7 protein-coding genes are annotated in these 23,163 nt (G+C 73.4%); 3 read left to right on the forward strand and 4 right to left on the reverse strand.

Features of this window, described 5'->3' with window-relative positions; translation table 11 throughout:
• Together ACZ7L0_RS43265 and ACZ7L0_RS43270 are read right to left on the reverse strand one after the other, a co-directional pair.
• Positions 1–1,058, reverse strand: a 1,058-nt coding sequence (locus ACZ7L0_RS43265) for a beta-ketoacyl synthase N-terminal-like domain-containing protein (RefSeq protein ID WP_471248088.1), incomplete at its 3' end; no start/stop codon positions are given.
• Between the two features lie 47 nt (positions 1,059–1,105).
• The gene (locus ACZ7L0_RS43270) at positions 1,106–17,437 is read right to left on the reverse strand and encodes an SDR family NAD(P)-dependent oxidoreductase (protein ID WP_471248089.1); all 16,332 of its coding nucleotides are present in this window, start codon (positions 17,435–17,437) and stop codon (positions 1,106–1,108) included.
• Positions 17,438–17,811: 374 nt separating this feature from the next.
• Between ACZ7L0_RS43270 and ACZ7L0_RS43275 the strand changes: the two genes are divergently transcribed.
• Positions 17,812–19,395, forward strand: a complete 1,584-nt coding sequence (locus ACZ7L0_RS43275) for an AMP-binding protein (RefSeq protein ID WP_471248098.1) — start codon at positions 17,812–17,814, stop codon at positions 19,393–19,395.
• Positions 19,396–19,527: 132 nt separating this feature from the next.
• Positions 19,528–20,142, forward strand: a complete 615-nt coding sequence (locus ACZ7L0_RS43280) for a TetR/AcrR family transcriptional regulator (RefSeq protein WP_471248090.1) — start codon at positions 19,528–19,530, stop codon at positions 20,140–20,142.
• A 77-nt stretch (positions 20,143–20,219) separates the two neighbouring features.
• On the opposite strand, the gene ACZ7L0_RS43285 is transcribed toward ACZ7L0_RS43280, so the two are convergent.
• The gene (locus ACZ7L0_RS43285; protein WP_471248091.1) at positions 20,220–21,146 is read right to left on the reverse strand and encodes an SMP-30/gluconolactonase/LRE family protein; all 927 of its coding nucleotides are present in this window, start codon (positions 21,144–21,146) and stop codon (positions 20,220–20,222) included.
• 68 nt (positions 21,147–21,214) lie between these two features.
• Positions 21,215–22,771 carry an AMP-binding protein gene (locus ACZ7L0_RS43290; protein WP_471248092.1) on the reverse strand — a complete coding sequence of 519 codons (1,557 nt, stop codon included), beginning with the start codon at positions 22,769–22,771 and terminating at the stop codon, positions 21,215–21,217.
• A gap of 118 nt (positions 22,772–22,889) precedes the next feature.
• On the opposite strand from ACZ7L0_RS43290, the gene ACZ7L0_RS43295 reads away from it, so the two are divergent.
• On the forward strand, positions 22,890–23,135 hold the full coding sequence (locus ACZ7L0_RS43295) for a phosphopantetheine-binding protein (protein ID WP_471248093.1): 246 nt from the start codon (positions 22,890–22,892) through the stop codon (positions 23,133–23,135).
• The last annotated feature ends 28 nt before the right edge of the window (positions 23,136–23,163 follow it).

Here is a 23,163-nt window from a genome sequence, read left to right on the forward strand (position 1 = left end):
TCCGCCCGGTCCCGGCCATAGGTCGCGATGAGCGCCTGGGCCTCGATCGGATCGCCCAGCGTCGTGCCCGTACCGTGCGCCTCCACCACGTCGACGTCCGCCGAGGACAGGCCCGCACCCGCCAACGCCTGCTTGATGACACGCTGTTGGGAGGGTCCGTTGGGCGTGGTGAGGCCGCTGGAGGCGCCGTCCTGGTTGATGGCGCTGCCGCGGATGACGGCGAGGATCGGGTGGCCGTTGCGGCGGGCGTCGGAGAGGCGCTCGACGAGGAGCATGCCGGCGCCCTCGGAGCAACCGACGCCGTCGGCGGAGGCGGCGAAGGACTTGCACCGGCCGTCCTTGGCAAGGCCGCGCTGGGTGCTGAAGTAGACGAACATGTCGGGGTTGGTCATGACGGTCACGCCGCCCGCGAGGGCGAGCGAGCACTCGCCGTTGCGCAGGGCCTGGACCGCGAGGTGCAGGGCGACCAGCGAGGAGGAGCAGGCCGTGTCGACCGTCACCGCGGGGCCTTCGAGGCCGAGGGTGTAGGCGACGCGGCCGGTGACGATGCTGCCGTCGCTGCTGCCGAAGCCGTAGTCGTGGTACATCACGCCGGCGAAGACGCCGGTGCGGCTGCCCTTGAGGGACAGCGGGTCGATGCCCGCGCGTTCCACCGCTTCCCAGGAGGACTCCAGCAGCAGGCGCTGCTGGGGGTCCATGACGAGGGCTTCGTTGGGGCTGATGCCGAAGAAGGTGGGGTCGAAGTCAGCGGCGTCGTGCAGGAATCCGCCCTCGCGGGCGACGGTGCGGCCGGCCTTGCCGGGTTCGGGGTCGTAGACGCCGTCGATGTCCCATCCGCGGTCGGTCGGGAAGCCGGTCACGGCGTCCACGCCGTCGGCGACCAGCCGCCACAGGTCCTCCGGGGAGGCCACGCCTCCCGGATAGCGGCAGGCCATGCCGACGATGGCGATCGGTTCGGTGGCGGCGGCGTTGAGTTCGGCGTTGCGCCGGCGCAGGCGTTCGTTGTCCAGCATGGACTTTCGGAGCGCCTCGACGATCTGCTCCACGGATGCGTCCACGGTGAAGGTAAACCTCTCGCTCGGTGCGGCCGGCGGGGCCCGCGCACTCAGTTGGTTTCGTCGGTCGACAGTGCGGCGCGTACCAGGTCGTCGATGTCCATGCTCTTGATGGCGTCAGTGCGGTCGGCGGGGGTCTCGGCCGGTTCGGCGGTCGGCGCGGTGTCCTGGCCGGCGGCGAGGGCGAGCAGGCCGTCCAGCAGTCCGGCTTCGCGCAGACTGGCCACGGAGAGTGACTCCAGGGCACTGCGGACGGTCGCCTCGTCGGGTTCGGCGGTACCGCCGGCCTGCGACTCGTCGACGTCCGGGAGGGCGGGCGCCAGTTCCTCCAGCAGGTAACCGGCGAGCACGTCGGTACTGGGATAGTCGAACATCAGGGTCGCCGGGAGCCGCAGTCCGGTCGCCTTCTGGAGCCGGTTGCGCAGTTCGATCGCGGCCAGCGAGTCGAGGCCCAGTTCGGTGAACCCCTTGGTGACGTCGATGGCTTGCGGGTCGTCGTGGCGTACGGCGGCGACATGGGTGCGGACCAGGTCGAGCAGGACGCGTTCGCGTGCGGTACGGCCCAGGGCGGCGAGCTGCTCCTCCAGGGTGCCCTGTCCCGCGCTCGTGTCGGCCGCGGGGGCCGCGGTCTGGGGGGCGCGGGTCTTGGCGGGGCGGGCCGCGGTGCGGCGGGCGGTGCGGACGATCTCCCGGAACAGCGGGGAGAGTTCGTCGTCGGCGGCCGCGGCGAGCGCGGTGGGCTCCAGGCGGATGGGGACGAGGATCGCCTCGTCCAGGGCGATCGCCTCGTCGAAGAGGGCGAGGCCTTCGTCGGTGGACAGGGCGGGCATGCCCAGGCGGTCCATGCGGTGCAGGTCGGCTTCGGTGACGCCGCCGCCGAGGCCGGTGCGGACCGTCCACAGTCCGTAGGCCAGGGAGGTGGCGGGCAGGCCCTGGCCGCGGCGGTGGGCGGCGAGGGCGTCGACGAAGCGGTTGGCGGCTCCGTAGTTGCCCTGTCCCACGCCGACCAGGAGGCCGGCGCAGGAGGACACCAGGACGAACGCGGTCAGGTCGTGGTCGCGGGTGAGTTCGTGCAGGTGCCAGGCGGCGTCCGCCTTGGGCCGCAGCACGGCGTCCATCTGCTCCGGGGTCAAGGCGCTGACCAGAGCGTTGTCCATGATGCCGGCGGCGTGCACGACGCCGCGCACGGGGCGGTCGTCGGGGACGGCGGCCAGGACGGCGGCGAGCGCGTCGCGGTCGGCGGCGTCGCAGGCGGCGACCGTCACCGTCGCGCCGGCGGCTTCGAGTTCGGCGACCAGCTCGCCGGCGCCGGCCGCGTTCGGGCCGGAGCGGCTGGTCAGCAGCAGGTGCCGGATGCCGTGCTCGGAGACGAGGCGTCGGGCGACGAGGGCGCCGAGGCCGCTGGTGCCGCCGGTGATCAGGACGGTGCCGTCGGGGTCCCAGGGGGCGGGCCGTTCGGTGTCGTCGACGGGGATGCCGGTGAGCCGGGGGACGCGGACGTCGCTGCCGCGTACGGCGAACTCGGGCTCGCCCAGGGCGGCGAGCGGCGGGGTGACGCGGCTGCCGTCGGCGAGGTCGGCGAGCAGGATGCGGCCCGGCGTCTCCAGCTGGGCGGCGCGCACCAGGCCCCACACGGAGGCCTGGACGACGTCGACCGCCTCGGTGCTGTCGTCGTCGACGGCGACGGCGTCCCGGGTGATCACCATCAGCCGGCTGCCGCTGAGGCGTTCGTCGGCCGTGAAGGCGCGCAGCACCTTCAGTACGTCGTCCAGTACGGCCCGGACGGCGTCCGGGACGTCCCCGGCGGGCCGGGGGCACGGGTACAGGACCAGGTCGGGCACGCCGTCCCCGGTGTCGAGGGCGGCGGTGAAGGCCGCCAGGTCGGGGTGGGCGGGCACGGTGTCGTCGACGCCGGCCTCCGCCGCGGTTCCGCCAAGAACCGCCCACCGGCCGGCTCCGGCGCCGCCCGCAGTGCCGAGCGGCAGGTGGCTCCAGCCGATCCGGTGCAGGGCTTCACGCTGTTCGGTGCCGGTGGAGGCGGCGGTCGCGGCGGCGACCCGGTCGGGGGTGATGGCGCGGACGACGAGGGACTCGACGGTGGCGACGGGCAGGCCGGAGCTGTCGGCGAGTTCCAGTCGTACGGCGTCGGGGCCGATGGAGTTGAGTTTGACGCGCAGCCGGGCGGCGCCGCCGGCGTGCAGGGAGACCCCGGTCCAGGCGAACGGCAGGTGTGAGCCGCCGACGTCCTGGGGCCGGTAGCCGCCGAGGAAGTCGGTGGCGCTGAGCGCGGCGTCCAGCATCGCGGGATGGATGCGGTAGCCGGCGGCCTCCTCACGGGCCTCGTCGGGCAGGGCGACCTCGGCGTAGACGTCGTCGCCGTGCCGCCAGACGGCCTTCAGGCCGCGGAAGGTGGGGCCGTAGTAGTAGCCCTGGCTGGTGAGGTAGTCGTAGACGTCGCTGATGTCGACGGCCTCGGCGCCGGGCGGCGGCCAGGCGACGGCGCCCAGGGGTGCGGGCGGGGCGGCCGGGCCCTCGGACGAGGCGAGGAAGCCGGAGACGTGACGGGTCCAGCCGACGTGCTCGGGGGCGTTCTCCGCCCGCGAGTACACCGCGAGGGAGCGGCGGCCGGCCGTGTCCGCGGCGCCGACGAGGACCTGGACGGCGGTGCCGCCGGTGGCCGTCAGCGGCATGATCTGCTCGATGGTGAGTTCCTCGACGAGGTCGCAGCCGACCTCCTCACCGGCGCGCAGGGCGAGTTCGACGTAGCCGGTGCCGGGCAGCAGCAGGGTGCCGAGGACGTTGTGGTCGGCGAGCCAGCGCTGGCTGTCCATGGCGAGGCGGCCGGTGAGGACGATGCCGCCGTCCTCCGGGGAGACGACCACGGCGCCGAGCAGGGGGTGCCCGCCGGGCTGCTGGCCGATGCCCTCGGCGCCGCCGGAGTCCGGGGAGGGGGTGGCGTCCAGCCAGTAGCGGCGCTTCTCGAACGCGTAGGTGGGCAGGTCCAGTCGGCGTGCGGCACCGGTGCCGGCCAGCAGGGCGGCCCAGTCGGGGCCCGCGCCGTGCACGTGCAGCCGGGCGAGGGCGGTGAGCAGGGCCTGCGGTTCGGGGGTGTCCTTGGCGAGGCCGGGGACGACGGCGTGGCCGTCGCGTTCCAGGCAGGCCGCGGCGAGGGCGCTGAGCACTCCGTCGGGGCCGACTTCGAGGTAGCGGGTGACGCCGTCGGCCTCGAGGTGACGGACGCCGTCGGCGAAGCGCACGGCCTGGCGGACGTGCCGCACCCAGTAGTCGGCGCTCGCCAGTTCCTCGGGGCGGGCCTCCTGTCCGGTGACGTTGGAGATGATGCGGATCGAGGGGGTGCCGTAGGTGAGGCCTGCCGCGATGCGGCCGAACTCCTCCAGCATGGGTTCCATCAGCGGCGAGTGGAAGGCGTGCGAGACGCGCAGCCGGCTGGTCCTGCGGCCGAGGCCGGTGAAGTGGGCGGCGAGGGCGAGCACGCGGTCCTCGTCACCGGAGACCACCACGGAGCCGGGGCCGTTGAGGGCGGCGATGCCGACCGACGCGTCGAGCAGCGGCAGCACCTCCTCCTCGGTGGCCTGTACGGCGATCATGGCGCCGCCCTCCGGCAGTGCCTGCATGAGCCGGCCGCGGGCGGCGACCAGGGCGCAGGCGTCGGCCAGGGAGAGCACGCCGGCGACGTGGGCGGCGGCGATTTCGCCGACGGAGTGGCCCATCAGGACGTCGGGGGTGACGCCCCAGGCCTGAAGCAGCCGGTGGAGGGCCACTTCGAAGGCGAACAGGGCGCTCTGGGTGTAGACGGTCCGGTTCAGGTCCGGGGTGCCGTCCGTGGTGGGCGCGGCGTCGGGCGCGGCGAACATCACCTCGCGCAGCGGGCGCCGCAGGTGCGGATCCAGGTGCTCGCACACGGCGTCCAGCGCGGCGGCGAACTCCGGGAACGCGGCGTACAGTTCGCGACCCATGCCGGGGCGCTGGGCGCCTTGTCCGGAGAAGAGGAACGCGAGGGGGGCGCCGGGCGCGGTGGCGCCGACGACGGTGCCGGGGCGTTCCTCCTGGGCGGCGATGGCGCCCAGTGCGGCGAGCGCGTCGTCGCGGTCGGTCGTGACGACGACGGCCCGGTGGTCGAGCGGGGAACGGGTGGTGACCAGGGACAGCGCGGTGTCCAACAGGTCGCGCCCGGCGTCCTGGTCCAGCCAGGACCTCAGCTCCTCGGCCTGGCGGCGCAGGCCGGAGGCGGTGCGGGCGCCGAGGACGAGCGGCACGGCGGGCAGGGCCCGGGTCGGCGCCGGGGCGGCCGGCTCGGGCTCCGGAGCGGGCGCCTCCTCGATGATCATGTGCGCGTTGGTGCCGCTGAGCCCGAACGAGGAGACGCCGGCGCGGCGCGGCCGTTCGGCGCGCGGCCAGGGGCGTTCCTCGGCCAGCAGCCGCACGTTGCCTTCCGTCCAGTCGACCTGCGGGGAGGGCTCGTCGACGTGGAGGGTGCGCGGCATCGTCTCGTTGCGCAGGGCCATGACGGCCTTGATGACGCCGCTGACGCCGGCCGCGGCCTGGGCGTGGCCCATGTTGGACTTGATGGAGCCCAGCCACACCGGGTCGTCGGCGGGGCGCTGCCGGCCGTAGGTGGCGAGCAGGGCCTGGGCCTCGATGGGGTCGCCGAGCCGGGTGCCGGTGCCGTGGCCCTCGATCAGGTCGACGTCGGCCGGGCTCAGGCCGGAGAACTCCAGTGCCTGTCGGATGACACGCTGCTGGGAGGGCCCGTTGGGTGCGGTCAGGCCGTTGCTGGCGCCGTCCTGGTTGATGGCGCTGCCGCGGATGACGGCGAGGACCGGGTGCCCGTTGCGGCGGGCGTCGGACAGGCGCTCCACCAGCAGCAGGCCGGCACCCTCGGACCAGCCGGTGCCGTCGGCGGCGCCCGCGAAGGCCTTGCAGCGGCCGTCCGCGGACAGTCCGCGCTGCTGGCTGAAGTCGATGAACAGCTCCGGCGTCGCCATGACGGTGACACCGCCGGCCAGCGCCATGTTGATCTCGCCCTGGCGCAGCGCCTGCACCGCCATGTGCAGGGCGACCAGGGACGATGAGCACGCCGTGTCGACGGTGACGGCCGGGCCTTCCAGGCCGAAGGTGTAGGCGACGCGGCCGGAGGCGATGCTGGCGGCGCTGCCGTTGCCGATGTAGCCCGTCAGGTCCTCGGGCACGTGCGGCAGCCGGCTGCGGTAGTCGTGGTACATGACGCCCGCGTAGACGCCGGTACGGCTGCCGCGCAGCGACTCCGGGTCGATGCCGGCCCGCTCGAAGGCCTCCCAGGCGCCCTGGAGCAGCAGGCGCTGCTGCGGGTCCATCGCCATCGCCTCACGGGGCATGATCCCGAAGAACTCGGGGTCGAACTCGTTGGCGTCGTAGAGGAATCCGCCCTGCTGGGTGTAGGTCCGTCCCGGTGTGCCCGGCTCGGGGTCGTAGATGGCGTCGAGCAGCCAGCCGCGGTCCTCGGGGAAGCCGGAGACGACGTCACGGCCCTCGGCGACCACCTGCCACAGGTCCTCGGCGGACCGTACTCCGCCGGGGAACCGGCAGCTGATGCCGACGATGGCGATCGGCTCGTCGGTGCCCGCCGGTCGGGCGGGGGCCGTCGCGGCCGGGGTGGCGGCCGGCAGGGACTGGGTGTCGGGGGCGACGCGGCTCTTGAGGTAGCCGGCGGCGGCCCGTGCGGTCGGGTAGTCGAAGACGAGGGTGGCGGGCAGCCGGATCCCGGCCTCCGCGCCGAGTGCGTTGCGCAGTTCGACGGCCGCCAGCGAGTCGAAGCCGAGGTCCTTGAAGGCCCGGTCGGCACCGACGGCCTCGCTGCCGGAGTGGCCGAGCACGGCGGCGACGTGCTTGCACACCAGGTCGAGCAGCAGCCGCTCCTGCTGGGCCTCGTCGAGTCCGGCGAGCCGCTGGGCCAGCGTGTCACCGTCCGCGGCGGCGGCCGAGCGCGCGGTCCTGCGGGTGACCGTGCGGCTCATGCCCTTGAGGAGGGCGGGGAGTTCCTCGCTGCGGGCGGCGAGGGCGGTGGTGTCGATGCGCAGCGGGATCTGCACCGGGTGCTCGGGCCGGGCCAGCGCGGCGTCGAACAGGTCGAGCGCCTCGTCGACGGGCAGGGCGGGCAGGCCCAGGCGGGCCATACGGGTCTCCACGTCCGCCTGCGAGGAGCCACCACCGAGCCCGGTCGCCGTGGCCCACAGGCCCCAGGCGAGGGAGGTCGCGGGCAGCCCCTGGCTGCGGCGGTGAGCCGCGAGGGCGTCGAGGAAGGTGTTGGCGGCGGCGTAGTTGGCCTGTCCTGCGGCCAGGACGAGTCCGCCTGCGGAGGAGAACAGCACGAACGCCGACAGGTCGAGATCCGCGGTGAGTTCGTGCAGGTGCCAGGCCGCGTCGGCCTTCGGCGCCCAGACGCGGGCCAGACGGTCGGAGTCGATGTCCTGGACGAGGGCGTTGTCCATGACACCGGCCGCGTGCACCACACCGGTGAGTGAGTCGACGCCCGCGAGGAGTTCGGCGAGCGCGTCGCGGTCGGCGACGTCGCAGGCGGCGACGGTCACCGTCGCGCCCGCGGCTTCGAGTTCGGCGACCAGCTCGGGCGCTCCCGTCGCGTCCAGGCCCCGTCGGCTGGTGAGCAGCAGGTCGGTGACCCCGTGCCGGTCGACCAGGTGGCGGGCGACCAAGGCACCCAGACCACCGGTACCACCGGTGACCAGGACGGTCCCCGACGGCCACTGCGCCGAGGGCTCCACCTCGGAGGACACCTGGGCCAGACGAGGAAGGAAGACCTGCCCGTCACGTACGGCGATCTCCGCCTCGCCCGCGGCGATCGCCCCGGAAGCGAAGGCCGGGTCAGCGCCGGGCTCAAGGTCCAGCACGGTGAAACGGCCCGGGTTCTCGGCCTGCGCGGCCCGCAGAACACCCCACACACCGGCAGCGGCCACATCCACACCGGTGTCGGCGGACAGCGCCACCGCACCACGAGTGACCACGACCAGACGGCTGGAGGCGAAACGCGGGTCCTCGAGCCACTGCCGCACCCGCTCCAGCACCACGACCGCGAGAGCACGCGACCGCGTCGGTACGTCGCCCTCGCCGACCGGGATCTCCCAGACCACGGTCGGAGGCGCCTCGCCCTCGGCAGGCAGCTCGTCCCACAGCGGCAGGGCCGTCGTACCGGACTGGTCCGCGCTCGCGGACGTCCAGTCGATGCGCCACAGCACCCGCTCCAGGCCCCCGCCCGAAGCCTCCAGCTGCTCCGCCGAGACCGGCCGGGTGACCAGGGACTCGACGGTCGCGACGAGTTGTCCGGTGGAGTCCGCGACGCCGATGGCCGAGACCTCCTCGCCGCGCAGTCGCCTGATGTGGACGCGCAGGGACGCGGCACCGGCCGCGTGCAGGGAGACGCCGTTCCAGGAGAAGGGCAGCATGGTGGCGCCCTCGTCCTCCTCGGTGCCGTCGAGCAGCAGGTCGACGTGCATGGCGGAGTCGAGCAGAGCCGGGTGCAGGCCGAAGCGTGCCGCCTCGTCCCAGCTGTCCGAGGGCAGTTCCACCTCGGCGAACACGTCGTCGCCGCGCCGCCAGGCCGCCTTCAGTCCCTGGAACACCGGTCCGTAGCCGTATCCACGGTTCGCCAGGCGCTCGTAGGCGCCCTCGACCTCCAGGCTCTGGGCGCCCGGCGGGGGCCACGCGGTGAGGTCGAAGTCGGGAACGGTCGTGTCCGGCGCGAGCACACCGGTCGCGTGCCGGGTCCACGGGACGTCGGTGCCTTCGGTGCGGGAGAAGACCTCCACCGAGCGCTGCCCGGCGTCGTCGGCGGCGCCGACCACCACCTGCACCGCCACGCCCGCGTCGGCCGGCAGCACGAGCGGTGCCTGGAGCGTGAGTTCCTCCACCGCGCCGCAGCCGACCTGGTCGCCCGCGCGGACGGCCAGTTCCACGAAGGCGGTACCGGGCAGCAGGATGCGGCCCAGGACGTCGTGGTCGGCGATCCACGGGTGCGTGTCCACGGCCAGCCGGCCGGTCAGGACGAGTCCGTCGGAGTCGGGCGAGACCACCACCGCGCTCAGCAGCGGGTGGCCGATGCCCTCCAGCCCGATGGAACCGGCGTCACCGGCGCGCGTGGCGGGCAGGTCCAGCCAGTAACGCTGGTGCTGGAAGGCGTAGGTGGGCAGGTCCACCTGCTGCCTGTCCCGCGAGGAGAAGAAGCCGGTCCAGTCGACCGTGGCGCCGGAGGCGAACAGCTGGGCGAGCGCGGTGACGACGGTGACGTCCTCGGGGCGGTCCTTGCGCAGGACCGGGGCGAAGGTGACGTCTTCGTCGTCGATGGTCTGCTTGGCCAGCCCGGTCAGGACCGCGTCCGGGCCGCACTCGACGAACCTGGTGACGCCCTGGGCGCGCAGAGCCGTGACCCCGTCCGCGAAACGGACCGCCTCGCGGACATGCTCAACCCAGTACTCGGGGCTGGTGAGCCGGCCGGGCTCGGCGAGGGCTCCGGTCACGTTCGATACGACGCTCAGGGACGGTTCCGAGAACGACAGCCCGGCGACCACCGCGCGGAAGTCGTCCAGCATCGGCTCCATGAGCGGCGAGTGGAAGGCATGGGACACCCGCAGACGCGTGGTCCGACGTCCGAGGCTGCTGAAGTGCTCCTCGATGGCCTCGACACCGGCGCCGGAGACCACCACCGAAGTGGGCCCGTTGATCGCGGCGATACCGACGGTGTCGGTCAGCAGGGGCCGTACTTCCTCTTCCGTGGCCTGCACGGCGAGCATCGCCCCGCCCTCGGGCAGGGCCTGCATCAACCGCCCACGCGCGGCGATCAGCTTGGCCGCGTCCTCCAGGGACAGGATCCCGGCGATGTGGGCTGCGGTGACCTCGCCGATGGAATGCCCGGCCACGAAGTCCGGCCGCACACCCCACGACTCAAGAAGCCGGAAGAGGGCGGTCTCAATGGCGAAGAGGGCGGGCTGGGCGAACTCCGTCCGCTCCAGCCTGTCGGCGTCCTCACCCCAGACGACATCCTTCAGCGGCAGCCCGTCGAGGGCTTCGCACACGGCGTCGAAGGCGTCCGCGAACGCGGGGAAGGCGTCGTACAACTCCCGCCCCATCCCCAGCCGCTGACTCCCCTGCCCGGTGAAGAGCACGGCCGTCTTGCCCTCGTGGGCCTCGGTGACGACGGTGCCCGTGCCGGCGGCGATCGCGTCGAGTTCCTCGGCGAGGGACTGGGCGCCGGTGCCGATGACGACGGCGCGGTGTTCGAGGGCCGCTCGGGTGGTGGCCAGGGCGTGGCCGGTGGGGCGGAGTTCGTCGTCGGTGAGGGTGTCGAGGTGGCGGCGGAGCCTGGTGGCCTGGGCGCTGAGGGCGTCCGGAGTGCGGGCGGAGAGCACCCAGGGGATCACCGACGAGCTCACCGGCGCCGTGTCCTCGGTGGCCGTCTCCTGCGGCTCGGGGTCCGGAGCCTGTTCGACGATGACGTGGGCGTTGGTGCCGCTGATGCCGAAGGAGGAGATACCGGCGCGGCGGGGGCGGCCGTCGTCGGTGGCGGGCCAGTCGCGGGGCTCGGTGAGCAGGCGTACCGCGCCCTCGGTCCAGTCGACCTGGTGGCTGGGCTCGTCGGCGTAGAGGGTCTGGGGAAGCTGCCCGTGGCGCATCGCCATGACCATCTTGATGATGCCCGCGACGCCGGCGGCGGCCTGGGTGTGGCCCATGTTCGACTTGATGGAGCCGAGCCACAGGGGGCGCTCGGCGGGGCGGTCCTGGCCGTACGTGGCGAGGAGGGCCTGGGCCTCGATCGGGTCGCCCAGTGTCGTGCCGGTGCCGTGGCCCTCGACTGCGTCGACGTCGCTCGTGGTGAGGCCGGCGCCGGCCAGGGCCTGGTGGATGACGCGCTGCTGGGAGGGGCCGTTGGGGGCGGTGAGGCCGTTGCTGGCGCCGTCGGAGTTGACGGCGCTGCCGCGGACGAGGGCGAGGACACGGTGGCCGTTGCGGCGGGCGTCGGAGAGGCGCTCGACCAGGAGCAGGCCGACGCCCTCGCCCCAGCCGGTGCCGTCGGCGCCCGCGCCGAAGGACTTGCAGCGGCCGTCGGCGGACAGGCCGCGCTGGCGGCTCATGTCGACGAACGTGTCCGGGGTGGACATGACGGTGACGCCGCCCGCGAGAGCGAGGGAGCACTCGCCGTTGCGCAGGGCCTGGGCGGCCATGTGGAGGGCGACCAGGGAGGAGGAGCAGGCGGTGTCGACGGAGACGGCGGGGCCCTCCAGGCCGAGGGCGTAGGCGACGCGGCCGGAGACGACGCTGGCGAGGCTTCCGTTGCCGTGGTAGCCGGCGACGTCCTCGGGCAGCGGGCCCAGACGCAGGCCCCAGTCGTGGTACATGACGCCGGCGAACACGCCGGTGTCGCTGCCCTTGAGGCTGTGCGGGTCGATGCCGGCGCGCTCCAGGGTCTCCCAGGCGACCTCCAGCAGCAGGCGCTGCTGGGGGTCCATGGCCTGGGCCTCGCGGGGGCTGATGCCGAAGAAGCCGGCGTCGAACTGGGCGGCGTCGTGCAGGAATCCGCCCTCGCGGGCGTAGCTCTTGCCGGGGGTGCCGGGCTCGGGGTCGTACAGGTCGCGGTCCCAGCCGCGGTCGGTGGGGAAGGGGGTGATGACGTCCTCGCCGCCGGCGACCATGCGCCACAGGTCCTCGGGGGAGGCGATGTCGCCGGGGTAGCGGCAGGCCATGCCGACGATGGCGAGGGGTTCGTCGGTGGCGACGACGGGCGCGGGCCGCTCGGGCCGGGCGGCGGGGGCGGGTTGGCCGACCTTGGTGGCGAGGTGTTCGGCGAGGGCGCGCGGGGTGGGGTAGTCGAAGGTGAGGGTGGCGCTCAGGCGCAGGCCGGTGGCGGCGTTGAGGCGGTTGCGCAGTTCGACGGCGCCGAGGGAGTCGAAGCCCATCTCGGTGAAGGCGCGGGACGCTCCGACCGCTTCGGCGGAGTCGTGGCCGAGGACGTCCGCCGCCTGGGCGCGTATGAGGTCCAGCAGTTGCCCGACCAGGTCGGCCCGGTCCAGGCCCGCCCAGCGGCCGAGGGCCTGTGCGGGGGCGGCGGCGGGTCCTGCGGCGGTGCGCCGGACGGGTACACGGACGAGGTCGCGCAGCAGGGCGGGGATGCCGTCGGTGCGGGCGCGCAGGGCATCGTGGTCGACGCGCAGCGGGGCGACGACGGGGGCGCCGGCGATGACGGCCTGGTCGAACAGGGCGAGGTTCTCCTCGGGGGAGAGTCCTTCCATGCCGAGGCGGCGGGCGCGCTGGAGGGCGGCGGCGTCGAGGTGGGAGCCCATGCCGGCGTCGCCGGTCCACAGGCCCCAGGCGATGGACACCGCGGGCAGGTTCTGGGCGTGGCGTTCGCGGGCCAGGGCGTCGAGGAAGACGTTGGCGGCGGCGTAGTTGCCCTGTCCGGCTCCGTCGAGGACGCCGGCCATGGAGGAGTACAGGACGAACGCGGAGAGGTCCAGGTCGCGGGTCAGTTCGTGCAGGTGCCAGGCGGCGTCGGCCTTGGGGCGCAGGACGGAGTCCACGCGGTCGGCGGTGAGGGCGTCGACGAGTCCGTCGTCGACGACGCCCGCGGTGTGCACGACGGCGCCGAGCGGGTGGGCGTCGGGGACGGTGTCGAGGAGTTCGGTGAGCGCGGCACGGTCGGCGACGTCGCAGGCGGCGACCGTCACCGTCGTACCGGCCGCTTCGAGTTCGGCGACGAGGTCGCGGGCGCCGGGCGCGTCGAGTCCGCGGCGGCTGGTGAGCAGCAGGTGGCGTACGCCGTGGCGGGTGACGAGGTGGCGGGCGAGGTGGCCGCCGAGTCCTCCGGTGCCGCCGGTGATCAGGACGGTCCGCCGGTCGTCCCAGGGCTGGTCGGCGGACTGACCGGCGCCGGGGTGGGTGGCGAGGCGCGGTATCCACAGGGTGCCGTCGCGCAGGGCGGCCTCGGGTTCGCCGCTGCCGAGGACGGTGGCCGCGGCGGCCGGGTCGGGGGTGTCGGTGTCGGTGTCGAGGAGGACGAGGCGTCCGGGGTTCTCGGCCTGCGCCGAGCGGATCAGGCCCCAGACGGCGGCCCGGTGGGGTGCGGCCGAGTCGTCGTCGGTGGCGGCGACCGCGTCGCGGGTGCGGACGAGGAGCACGCTGTCGGTGAGGCGTTCGTCGCCGAGCCAGGCCTGTACGGCGTCCAGGGCGGCGGTGACGGAGGAGCGGACCCGGGTGAGCACGTCGGGGCCGGCGGGGGTGTCGGGCAGGTCGAGGACGACGGCGGCCGGTGCGGTGGCGGCGAGCCGGTCGAGGTCCTCGGCGGTGCCGTTCCAGGTGGCCGGCTGCTCGGCGGGCGCGGTGGCGGGCGCGTCGAGGCGGCGCCAGGTCACGTGGTAGACGGTGTCGCCGGTGCCGGTGCGGGCGGCGCGCAGCTGGTCGCCGGAGACGGCGCGCAGGACGAGGGAGCCGACGGTCGCGACGGGTGCGCCGGCCGGGTCGGCGAGGGCGACGGCGAGGGTGTCGGGGCCGGTGGCGGTGACGCGGACGCGCAGCGCCGCGGCTCCGGCGGCGTGCAGGGCGACGCCGTTCCAGGCGAAGGGGATGTGGACCTGTCCGCCGGGCTGCTCGGGGAAGGCGTGGTCGGCGGCGTGCAGGGCGGCGTCGAGGAGGGCCGGGTGCAGTCCGAAGGCGGCGGCGTTGCCGTGTTCGGCGGCGGGCAGGGCGACCTCGGCGTAGACCTCGCCGTCGCGCTGCCAGGCGGCGGTGACGGCGCGGAAGGCGGGGCCGTAGCCGTAGCCGTCGTCGGCCATGTCCGCGTACAGGGTGGTGATGTCGACGGGGGTGGCGCCGGGCGGGGGCCAGGCGGTGAGGTCGGCGCCGGGTGCGGGCGCGGTGCGGGCGAGCAGCCCGGTGGCGTGCCGGGTCCAGGAGGATTCGGTGTCCTCGGCGGTCTCGGCCCGAGAGTAGATCTCCAGGGTGCGCAGGCCCTGCTCGTCGGCGGCGCCGACGGCGACCTGGACGGCGACGCCGCCGTCGGCCGGCAGCACCAGGGGTGCTTCGAGGGTGAGTTCGTCCAGCAGGCCGCAGCCGACCTGGTCACCGGCGCGGACGGCGAGTTCGACGAAGGCGGTGCCGGGCAGCAGGGTGACGCCGGAGATGACGTGGTCGGCGAGCCAGGGCTGGGTCTGCTGGGACAGCCGGCCCGTCAGGACGGCGGTGTCGGCGCCGGCGAGGCCGACGGCGGCGCCGAGCAGCGGGTGGTCGACGGCCGTCTGGCCGAGGCCGGGGGCGTCGCCGGCGGCGGGCGGGGCGGTCAGCCAGTAGCGGCGCCGCTGGAAGGCGTAGGTGGGCAGGTCGACGCGCCGGGTGTCGCGGTCGGCGAACAGGGCGGCGCCGGCGAGGGCCGCGCCGTGGGCGTGGGCCTGGCCGACCGCGGTGAGCAGGGTGCGTGCCTCGTCGTGGTCGCGGCGCAGGGTGGGCAGGAAGAGGGCGTCGCCGGTGTCGAGGGTCTGCTGGGCGAGCGCGGTCAGGACGGCGTCGGGGCCGAGTTCGACGAAGGTGCCCACGCCGCTTGCCGCGAGGTGGCGTATCCCGTCGGCGAAGCGGACGGCCTGGCGGACGTGGTCGACCCAGTACTGCGGGGAGCAGAGCTGTTCGGTGGTGGCGAGGCGTCCGGTGACGTTGGAGACGACGGGGATGGTGGGCGCGGAGTAGGTGAGGATCTCCGCGATCCGCTGGAACTCCTCGAGCATGGGTTCCATCAGCGGCGAGTGGAAGGCGTGCGAGACCCGGAGCCGGCTCGTCTTGCGTCCGAGTCCGGTGAAGTGCTCCTGGATCGCGTCGACGGCGTCGACGGTGCCGGAGACCACCACGGAGGTGGGTCCGTTGATCGCGGCGAGGCCGACCGACTCGCCGAGCAGGGGCCGTACTTCGTCCTCGGTGGCCTGTACGGCGAGCATGGCGCCGCCGGCGGGCAGGGCCTGCATGAGCCGGCCGCGGGCGGCGACGAGGGTGGCGGCGTCGTCGAGGGAGAGCACGCCGGCGACGTGGGCGGCGGTGAGCTCGCCGACGGAGTGCCCGGCGAGGTAGTCGGGCCGCAGGCCCCAGGACTCCAGCAGCCGGAAGAGGGCGGTCTCCACGGCGAACAGGGCGGCCTGCGAGAAGCAGGTGTGGTTGAGCAGGGCGGCCGGCGGCGAGCCTTCCGGCGCGAACAGCACGTCCCGCAGGGGGAGTTCGAGCTGGAGGTCGAGGTAGCCGGCGGCCTCGTCGAGCGCCTTGGCGAACACCGGGTACGCCTCGTACAGTTCGCGGCCCATGGCGGCGCGCTGGCTGCCCTGTCCGGTGAACAGGAAGGCCAGTCCGTGGCGTTCGGCGGTGCCGCGGATCACGTCGGGCGACGGCTGCCCGTCGGCGAGGGCCTGGAGGCTCTGGCGGAGGGCTGCGCGGTCGGCGGCGAGGAGGACGGCGCGTTCGTCGAGGGTGGCGCGGGTGGTGGCGAGGGCGTGGCCGAGGTCGGCGGGCGTGATCTGCTCGTCGCCGTCGACGAGGGTGAGCAGGCGGGCCGCCTGGGCGCGCAGGGCGGGTTCGGTGCGGGCCGAGACCGGCACGGGCACGGGCACGGGGGCGGCGGCGGGCCGGTCCGGGAAGGTGTCCGGGGTGTCGGTGCCGGTGTCCTCGAAGGACGGTTCCTCGATGATGACGTGCGCGTTGGTGCCGCTGACGCCGAACGCGGAGATGCCGGCGCGGCGGGGGTCCTCGCCCTTGGGCCAGGGCACGGGTTCGGTGAGCAGGCGTACGTCGCCCGCGGCCCAGTCGACGTTGGGGGTGGGCTGGTCGATGTGCAGGGTGCGCGGCAGGACGTCGTGGCGCATCGCCTCGATCATCTTGATGACGCCGGCGACACCGGCCGCGGCCTGGGTGTGTCCGATGTTGGACTTCACCGAGCCGAGCCACAGCGGGTGGTCCTCGGAGCGGTCCTGGCCGTAGGCGGCGACGACGGCCTGGGCCTCGATGGGGTCGCCGAGGGTGGTGCCGGTGCCGTGGGCCTCGACGGCGTCGACCTGGTCGGGCATCAGGCCGGCCCGGGCCAGGGTGTGGCGGATGAGGCGGCGCTGCGAGGCGCCGTTGGGGGCGGTGAGGCCGTTGCTGGCGCCGTCCTGGTTGATGCCGCTGCCGCGGATCACGGCGAGGACGGGGTGGCCGGCCCGGCGGGCGTCGGTGAGGCGTTCGACGACGAGGATGCCGACACCCTCGGCGAAGGCCGTGCCGTCGGCGGCCTCGGCGAAGGCCTTGCAGCGGCCGTCGGGGGCGAGTCCGCGCTGCCGGCTGAACTCGGTGAAGGTGGCCGGGCTGGCCATGACGGTGGCGCCGCCGGCCAGGGCGAGCGTGCACTCGCCGCGGCGCAGTGACTCCGCGGCCAGGTGCAGGGCGACCAGGGAGCTGGAGCAGGCGGTGTCGATGGTGAGGGCGGGGCCTTCGAGGCCGAGGGAGTAGGCGATGCGGCCGGAGGCGATGCTCAGCGCGGTGCCGGTGAGCTGGTAGCCGTCGGTGCCCTGGGGGTCCTCGTGGGAGCGGACGCCGTACTCGTGGGCGCCGGCGCCGACGAAGACGCCGGCGCGGGTGCCGCGCAGCGTGGTCGGGTCGATGCCGGCGCGTTCGACGGCTTCCCACACGGTCTCCAGGAGCAGCCGCTGCTGGGGGTCCATGGCGAGGGCCTCGCGGGGGCCGATGCCGAAGAACTCGGCGTCGAAGTCGGCGACTTCGGCGAGGAATCCGCCCTTGCGGACATAGCTGCGGCCGGCGCTGTCGGGGTCGTCGTCGAAGAGCCGGTCGAGGTCCCAGCCGCGGTCGGTGGGGAAGTCGTCGACGACGGTGCGCTCTTCGGTGACGACGCGCCACAGGTCCTGCGGCGAGGAGATCCCGCCGGGGAAGCGGCAGCCGATGCCGACGACGACGATCGGGTCGTCGTCGGCGACGGCGAACTGCTCGGGTTCGGGGGTGTCCTCGCTGAGGCCGAGCGCTTCGGCACGCAGGTGTTCGGCGAGCAGGGAGGGAGTGGGGTGCTCGAACGCGACGGTGACCGGCAGGGCGAGTCCGGTGGCGGCGTTCAGGCGGGTGTGCATCTCCACCAGGCTCAGCGAGTCCAGGCCCAGTTCGCGGAACGGGCGCATGACGTCGACGGCCACGTCCTCGTCGGGACGCACTTTCCGCAGCATGACTCGGGTCTGTTCCCGGACCAGGTCGAGCAGAATTCGACGCTGCTCCGAAACGGGCAGTCCCGCCAGCTCGCGCACGAAACGCGAACGGTCCACCGGGGTGTCCTCGTCACCGGCGGAAAGGAAAGTCCCAGACTCGCTCATCGAGGCACACTCCACGTTATCGATTAATCGTGCGCACAGGCCGCACACCGGGTCGCCACGCAACGGCACGGTACGTCAGCCAAAAGCCGAGCCGTCACCCCTATCCACCCCTAGGTGCCACCCCGGAGCCTCTGGCCTGGAGAGTTGGGGACCGGCGGGGACCATTTCACGGGGCCCCAGAGCGTGGCAGAAAACCTTGCTCGCACCTTAGGCCCGTGATAGGAATCCCGCAGAGAGTACGAGAGTTGCACCGTCAGTCGCACATTATCAGCCGCTGCATTCGGCGCCCGTCCGCGCTTCCGGCTCGCCGGATCATTTCCAAAACCCGGGCCGCCAGAACTCGCCGCCAGTGATGGGGGAAGATTCACGTGAGCTTGCGCCAAGAAATATCCGTCTCGGTTTCCGCGCCGGTGGACCGGATGCACGACTTCATGCTGGCCTGGGCCAGGGTGACACCGGACGCTCCAGCCGTGGTCGAGACCGGACCGGACGGCGAGCCCGCTGTACTGACCTACCGTCAGCTGGAGCAGCGGGTCCACGCGTATGTGTCCGTCCTCGACGGGCTGGGGCTCGACTGCGGGGACCGGGTGATCCTGGAGTCGCACACCTCCGCCTCGGCGATCGCGATGTTCCTGGCGTGCTCCACGCTCAGTCTGGCGTTCGTGCCGGTGAGCCCGGAGACCCCGGCCAAGCGGCTGGCGACCATCGTGGAGACCACGCAGCCGGGCCTGTTCGTGCAGACGGCCGACGGACGCCGGGAGGGGCTGCCGGAGGAGGTCGGCCTCGGGCGTTTCGGGCCGGAGGGCCTGGTGGTGGAGCGGGCGCCGGTGGAGCGGGTGCGGCATCGCCGTGAGCCGGTGGGCACGGACACCGCGTACATCATCTTCACGTCCGGTACGACGGGCCGCCCCAAGGGTGTGGTGATGAGCCACCGCGGGGTCGTGTCGTTCTACCGGGGCATGCTCCAGCACGCCATCGTCTCCCCCCGCGACCGGGTCGCCACCACCTCGCCGCTGCAGTTCGACTTCTCGCTCCTTGACATCGGTCTGGCCCTGGGCAGCGGCGCGGCCGTCGTACCGGTCCCCCGCGACACACTGCGCTTCCCGCGCCGGTTCGTGCGGTTCCTGAAGGACATGGAGGTCACGCAGGTCGACGGGGTGCCGTCGATCTGGCGCGGGGCGCTTCGGCACGAGGCGGAGCAGCTGGCCGCGCTGACCGAGCTGCGCGGGGTGCTGTTCTGCGGGGAGGACTTCCCGCTGCCCGAACTGCGCCAGCTGCAGCGGCTGCTGCCCCAGGCCCGCCTGGTGAACTGTTACGGGGCCACCGAGTCCATGGCGTGCTCGTTCACGGATGTGCCCAACCCGCTGCCGGAGGACCTGCAGAAGCTGTCCATCGGGTTCGCCCATCCCGGCGCCGAGATGACGCTCGTCGACGAGTGGGGGCGGGTGGTCGAGGAGCCCGGTGTGCAGGGGGAGATCCATCTGCGCACCCCGGCCCTGTTCACCGGCTACTGGGACGACCCGGAGGCCACCCGCCGGGCCCAGGTGCCCGACCCGGTCAACCCGCGCTCGGGTCAGCTGGTGCTGCGCACCGGCGACTTGGCGTACCGGGGCGAGGGCGGCGAGATGTACTTCTGCGGCCGGGTCGACTCGCAGGTGCAGATCCTCGGCAACCGGGTGGAGATCGGCGAGGTGGAGCGGAAGGTCCTGGAGTACCCGGGGGTCGGCGCGGCGGCCGTGCTGGTGCTGGAACGGCCCGACCGCGACCCGGTGCTGGGGGCGTTCGTGTCGATGACGGCGGGCGTGGAGGCGCCCAAGGGCGCGGAGTTGAGCGCGTTCTGCGCGCAGTCGCTGCCGGCGTACATGGTGCCGAGGGAGCTGCGGGTCGTACCGGAGTGGCCGGTGACCGCGCACGGGAAGACCGATCGTGCCGCGCTCGCGGCCCTGGCCGGTCTGTGAGTGCGGACATCTCCGCAGGCCGCAAGGGGTGGGCCCGCCGCAGGCGCGGCGGGCCCACGCCGTTGCGCCGGGGCTGCTCGCCTACAGCAGCGTATGAGACGAACGTATAAGACGTCGACTAAGGTTGGGGCCATGGGACATCGCGAGGACCTGCTCATCGGGGCGAAGCGCTGCTTGATCGAGAAGGGCTACGGCCGGACGACGGCGCGGGACATCGTGGCCGCCTCCGGGGCCAACCTGGCCTCCATCGGCTACCACTACGGCTCCAAGGAGGCGCTGCTGAACGCCGCGCTCCTGGAGGCGCTGGACGAGAGCGGCAAGGAGATCTCCCCGACCGAGGTCACGGATGTCGATCCCGGGGCGACGCCGGTGGAGCGGTTCGAGACGGCCTGGTCGCAGATCGTCCTCAGGTACACCACGAACCGGCAGCTGCTGCTGGCGAGCTTCGAGGTCTTCGCGCAGGTCGACCGGGCACCGGAGCTGAAGCCGGCGCTGGCCGACGGTCTGGAGCAGGGGCGCCGGTCGATGGCGGAGCTGTTCAAGAGCATCGCGGGCGAGGGCGCGGAGGACATGGACGAGGCGACGCAGCACGCGGTGGGCGCGTTCTTCCAGGCGCTGGCCACGGGTGTGATGGCGCAGTTCCTGGTCGATCCCGACCGTGCCCCCTCGGGTGAGGACCTGACGCTGGCGCTGCGGGCCATACTGGAGTGGTCCGGCGCGAAGCCGCACGCGGCGACGCAGGCCTGAGCGGCTGCCGCACCCCGACGCCACGTCGTCCGGCCGGTCCCCTTCCCGGGGGCCGGCCGGATCGCGTGTAGGTGGGGTCAGATGCGGCGCAGGACGAAGTCGTCGGCCGTCTCGCCGCGGAAGAGGTACTCGGGCCGGCCGCTGAGCACGTACTCGCCGTGCGGGGTGGGCAGGACGTCGGTCGGGTTGGCCTCGGGCCACGGCTGGTGGTGGACGGTGCGGGCGGCGGACCAGGTGTCGTCGACCGGGCTGAGGACGTGCACCGCGTCCGTGCCGTTCTCGTTGGCGAGCTTGTTGCTGACGACGACGACGGTGCCGTCGGCGCGCAGCGCGAACGCGTCGCCGCCGATGATGGGGCCGCTCTCCAGCTGGACCTGGTGGACCTCGCCGGTCTCGACGTCGATGCGGGCCAGCGCGCCGGTGCTGTACTGCAGGGTCAGCAGGAAGCCGGCCGGGTGGACGCGGATGCCGATGACGCCGGCGCCGGTACCCAGCTCCCAGCCGGGCGAGATGGCCTGGCTGTCGGCGAGGACCTCGGCCTTGCCGTCGACGTCGACCCGGTAGACCTTGTTCGCGGCCGGGTCGCTGACGTAGGCGGTGCCGTCCGCGGCGAGGGCGATGCGGTCGGCGGCGTGCATGGGCTCGGGGCCGAGGGCGAGGTCGACGAGGAACTGCTCCTCACCGGTGGTGAGGTCGTACACCGCTATGCCGGACTCCTTCAGGTTGGTCTCCGGCGTGGAGCGGGCCCCGATACCGAGGTCGTGGTAGCCGAGCAGCAGGCGGTTGCGGGGGACGTCGACGGTGATGCCGACGGTGGAGACGATCCGCGGGTCCGGGTCGGTCACCAGCGGCGTGACGGTGCCGTGGCCGTCGACGATGGAGGCGGTGCCGTGGCGGGTGGAACTCACCAGGAACGCCTGGCGGTTCGGGTCCCAGTCGACACCCTCGGGGTGCAGGGCGTCGGCGTGCCCGGTGATGACCTCACCGAAGGGGGCGTCGGACATGGTGTTCTCCTGTTCCGTGCGGACAAGTCGGGTCGTGCGGGGTGCCGGTGGTGGGGTGGAGGCGTCGGTCAGGTGGAGGTGGCCTGGAGCCGGGCGGCCTCGGTGCCCAGTTGTTTGCGGTCGACCTTGCGGTTGGAGTTCAGCGGGAACTCCTCGACGTGCCGGTAGTGCTTGGGGACCATGCCCTGCGGCAGCAGTCCGCGCAGCCGGCCGGCGAGGACGGCGGGCGAGACGGCGGCACCGGTGTAGAAGATGACCAGCTCGGTGCCGGTGTCGGTGGTGCGGGGCACGGCGACGGCGTCCTGCACCTCGTCGCAGGCCCGCAGGGCGTGCTCGACCTCGGCGAGTTCCACCCGCCAGCCCTGGATCTGCACCTGGGAGTCGAGCCGGCCGAGGTAGATCAGCTCGTCGTCCGGCAGGCGCCGGACCCGGTCGCCGGTGCGGTACCAGGTGCGGTCGTCGTGCTGGAGGAAGCGGCCCCGGTCGTGCTCGGGGTCGAGGTAGCCGGTCGTCATCTGCGGGCCGGTGATGACCAGTTCACCCTCATGGTCGGTGGGCTGATCCTGCTCGTCGAGCAGCAGGTGGTCGTGGCCCTCGTGGACTGCGCCGATGGGCACCAGGCCGTTGACGCACAGCCCCGGTGAGGTCTCGGGCGACCAGCGGTGGCCGGTGACGGTGACGGTCAGTTCGGTCGGGCCGTAGATGTTCTCCAGCGTGGAGGCGGGCGCCGCCGCCTGCCAGTCCGTGGCGTCCTGCTCGCGCAGCGCCTCCCCCGCGAACAGGCTCCAGCGCAGCGTGGGCAGCGCGCCGGGGGTGAGGCCACCAGTGCGGCGGATCAGGGAGATGGTGCTGGGTGTGGAGAACCAGACCGTCATCCGGCGTTCGGCGGCGAAGCCGGGCAGGTCGCGGTAGGCGCGCAGCGGGACGGGGTGGATGCTGCCGCCGGCACCCCAGGCGCAGAACATGTCGAACATCGCGCAGTCGAAGTTGGTGTCGAAGGTCTGCGAGAAGACGTCGTCGGCGTCGAAGCCGTAGCGCTCGTCCATGAGGCGGAAGTAGTGGGTGGTGCTGCCGTGCGAGATGGGCACGCCCTTGGGGCGGCCCGTGGAGCCGGAGGTGAACAGGATGTAGGCGCGGTCCTCCGGCGCGGCGGGCCGCGGCTCGGTCAGGGCGTCGCGGGCGTCGACGGCGATACGGCGGAAGCGACCGTCGCCGGTGGCGCTGTGCGGGGCGAGCACCGGCAGCGTGGAGTCGGCGTCCAGCGCCTCGCCGAGGGCGGCGAGTCCGGCGTCGTCCGCGAGGACCGCTGAGACCCGGGCGTCCTCGAGCATGCTGCGGGTGCGGGCCGCGGGGAACGCGGGGTGCAGCGGTACCGCGGTGGCACCGGTGTAGAGGGCGGCGAGGATGCCGGCGTACGCCTCGATGCCCTTGGCCGCCAGGATGCCGATCGCGGGGGGCGGTCCCGCCGGACTGGCCAGCAGGGAGCCCGCCCACTGCAGGGCGAGGGCGTGGATCTCCTCGTAGCTGTACGTCCGCTCCCCGGTGTGCAGGGCCGGGCGCTGCCCGGACACGGCGAGCCCGCGCAGGAACCGCGCGTGCAGCGCGTCCTCGGTCTTCTTCAACATTCCTTCTCCGAATAAGGGGCTTCGCTACCTGAATAGGGGGTGACGGAGCTGCTGCCCGGAACGCTTCCGGGAATATATTCGTCGCGGTGGACCCGTTTTCCTCTGGGAGATGATCGATATGTGGGATGAGAAGTTCGAGGAGACCCTGCGGAAACACCTTCCGTTTCTCGGCGACGACGCGCTGAATTCGGGTTCCGATCTGTGGGATCTGGGTCTGGACTCGATCGGCACGGTGGACCTGATGGCCGCTCTGGAAGACGTGTACGACGTGCGTTTTGTCGACGACGCCCTGACGATGGAGAACTTCTCCACGCCCGGGACGCTGTGGACCGCGCTGTCGGAGCTGACCGCACGGACCGGCTGACGGGCCCCGCGCCGGGCCGCCGTCGTCC

It is taken from the genome of Streptomyces sp. NPDC039424 (assembly GCF_055639495.1).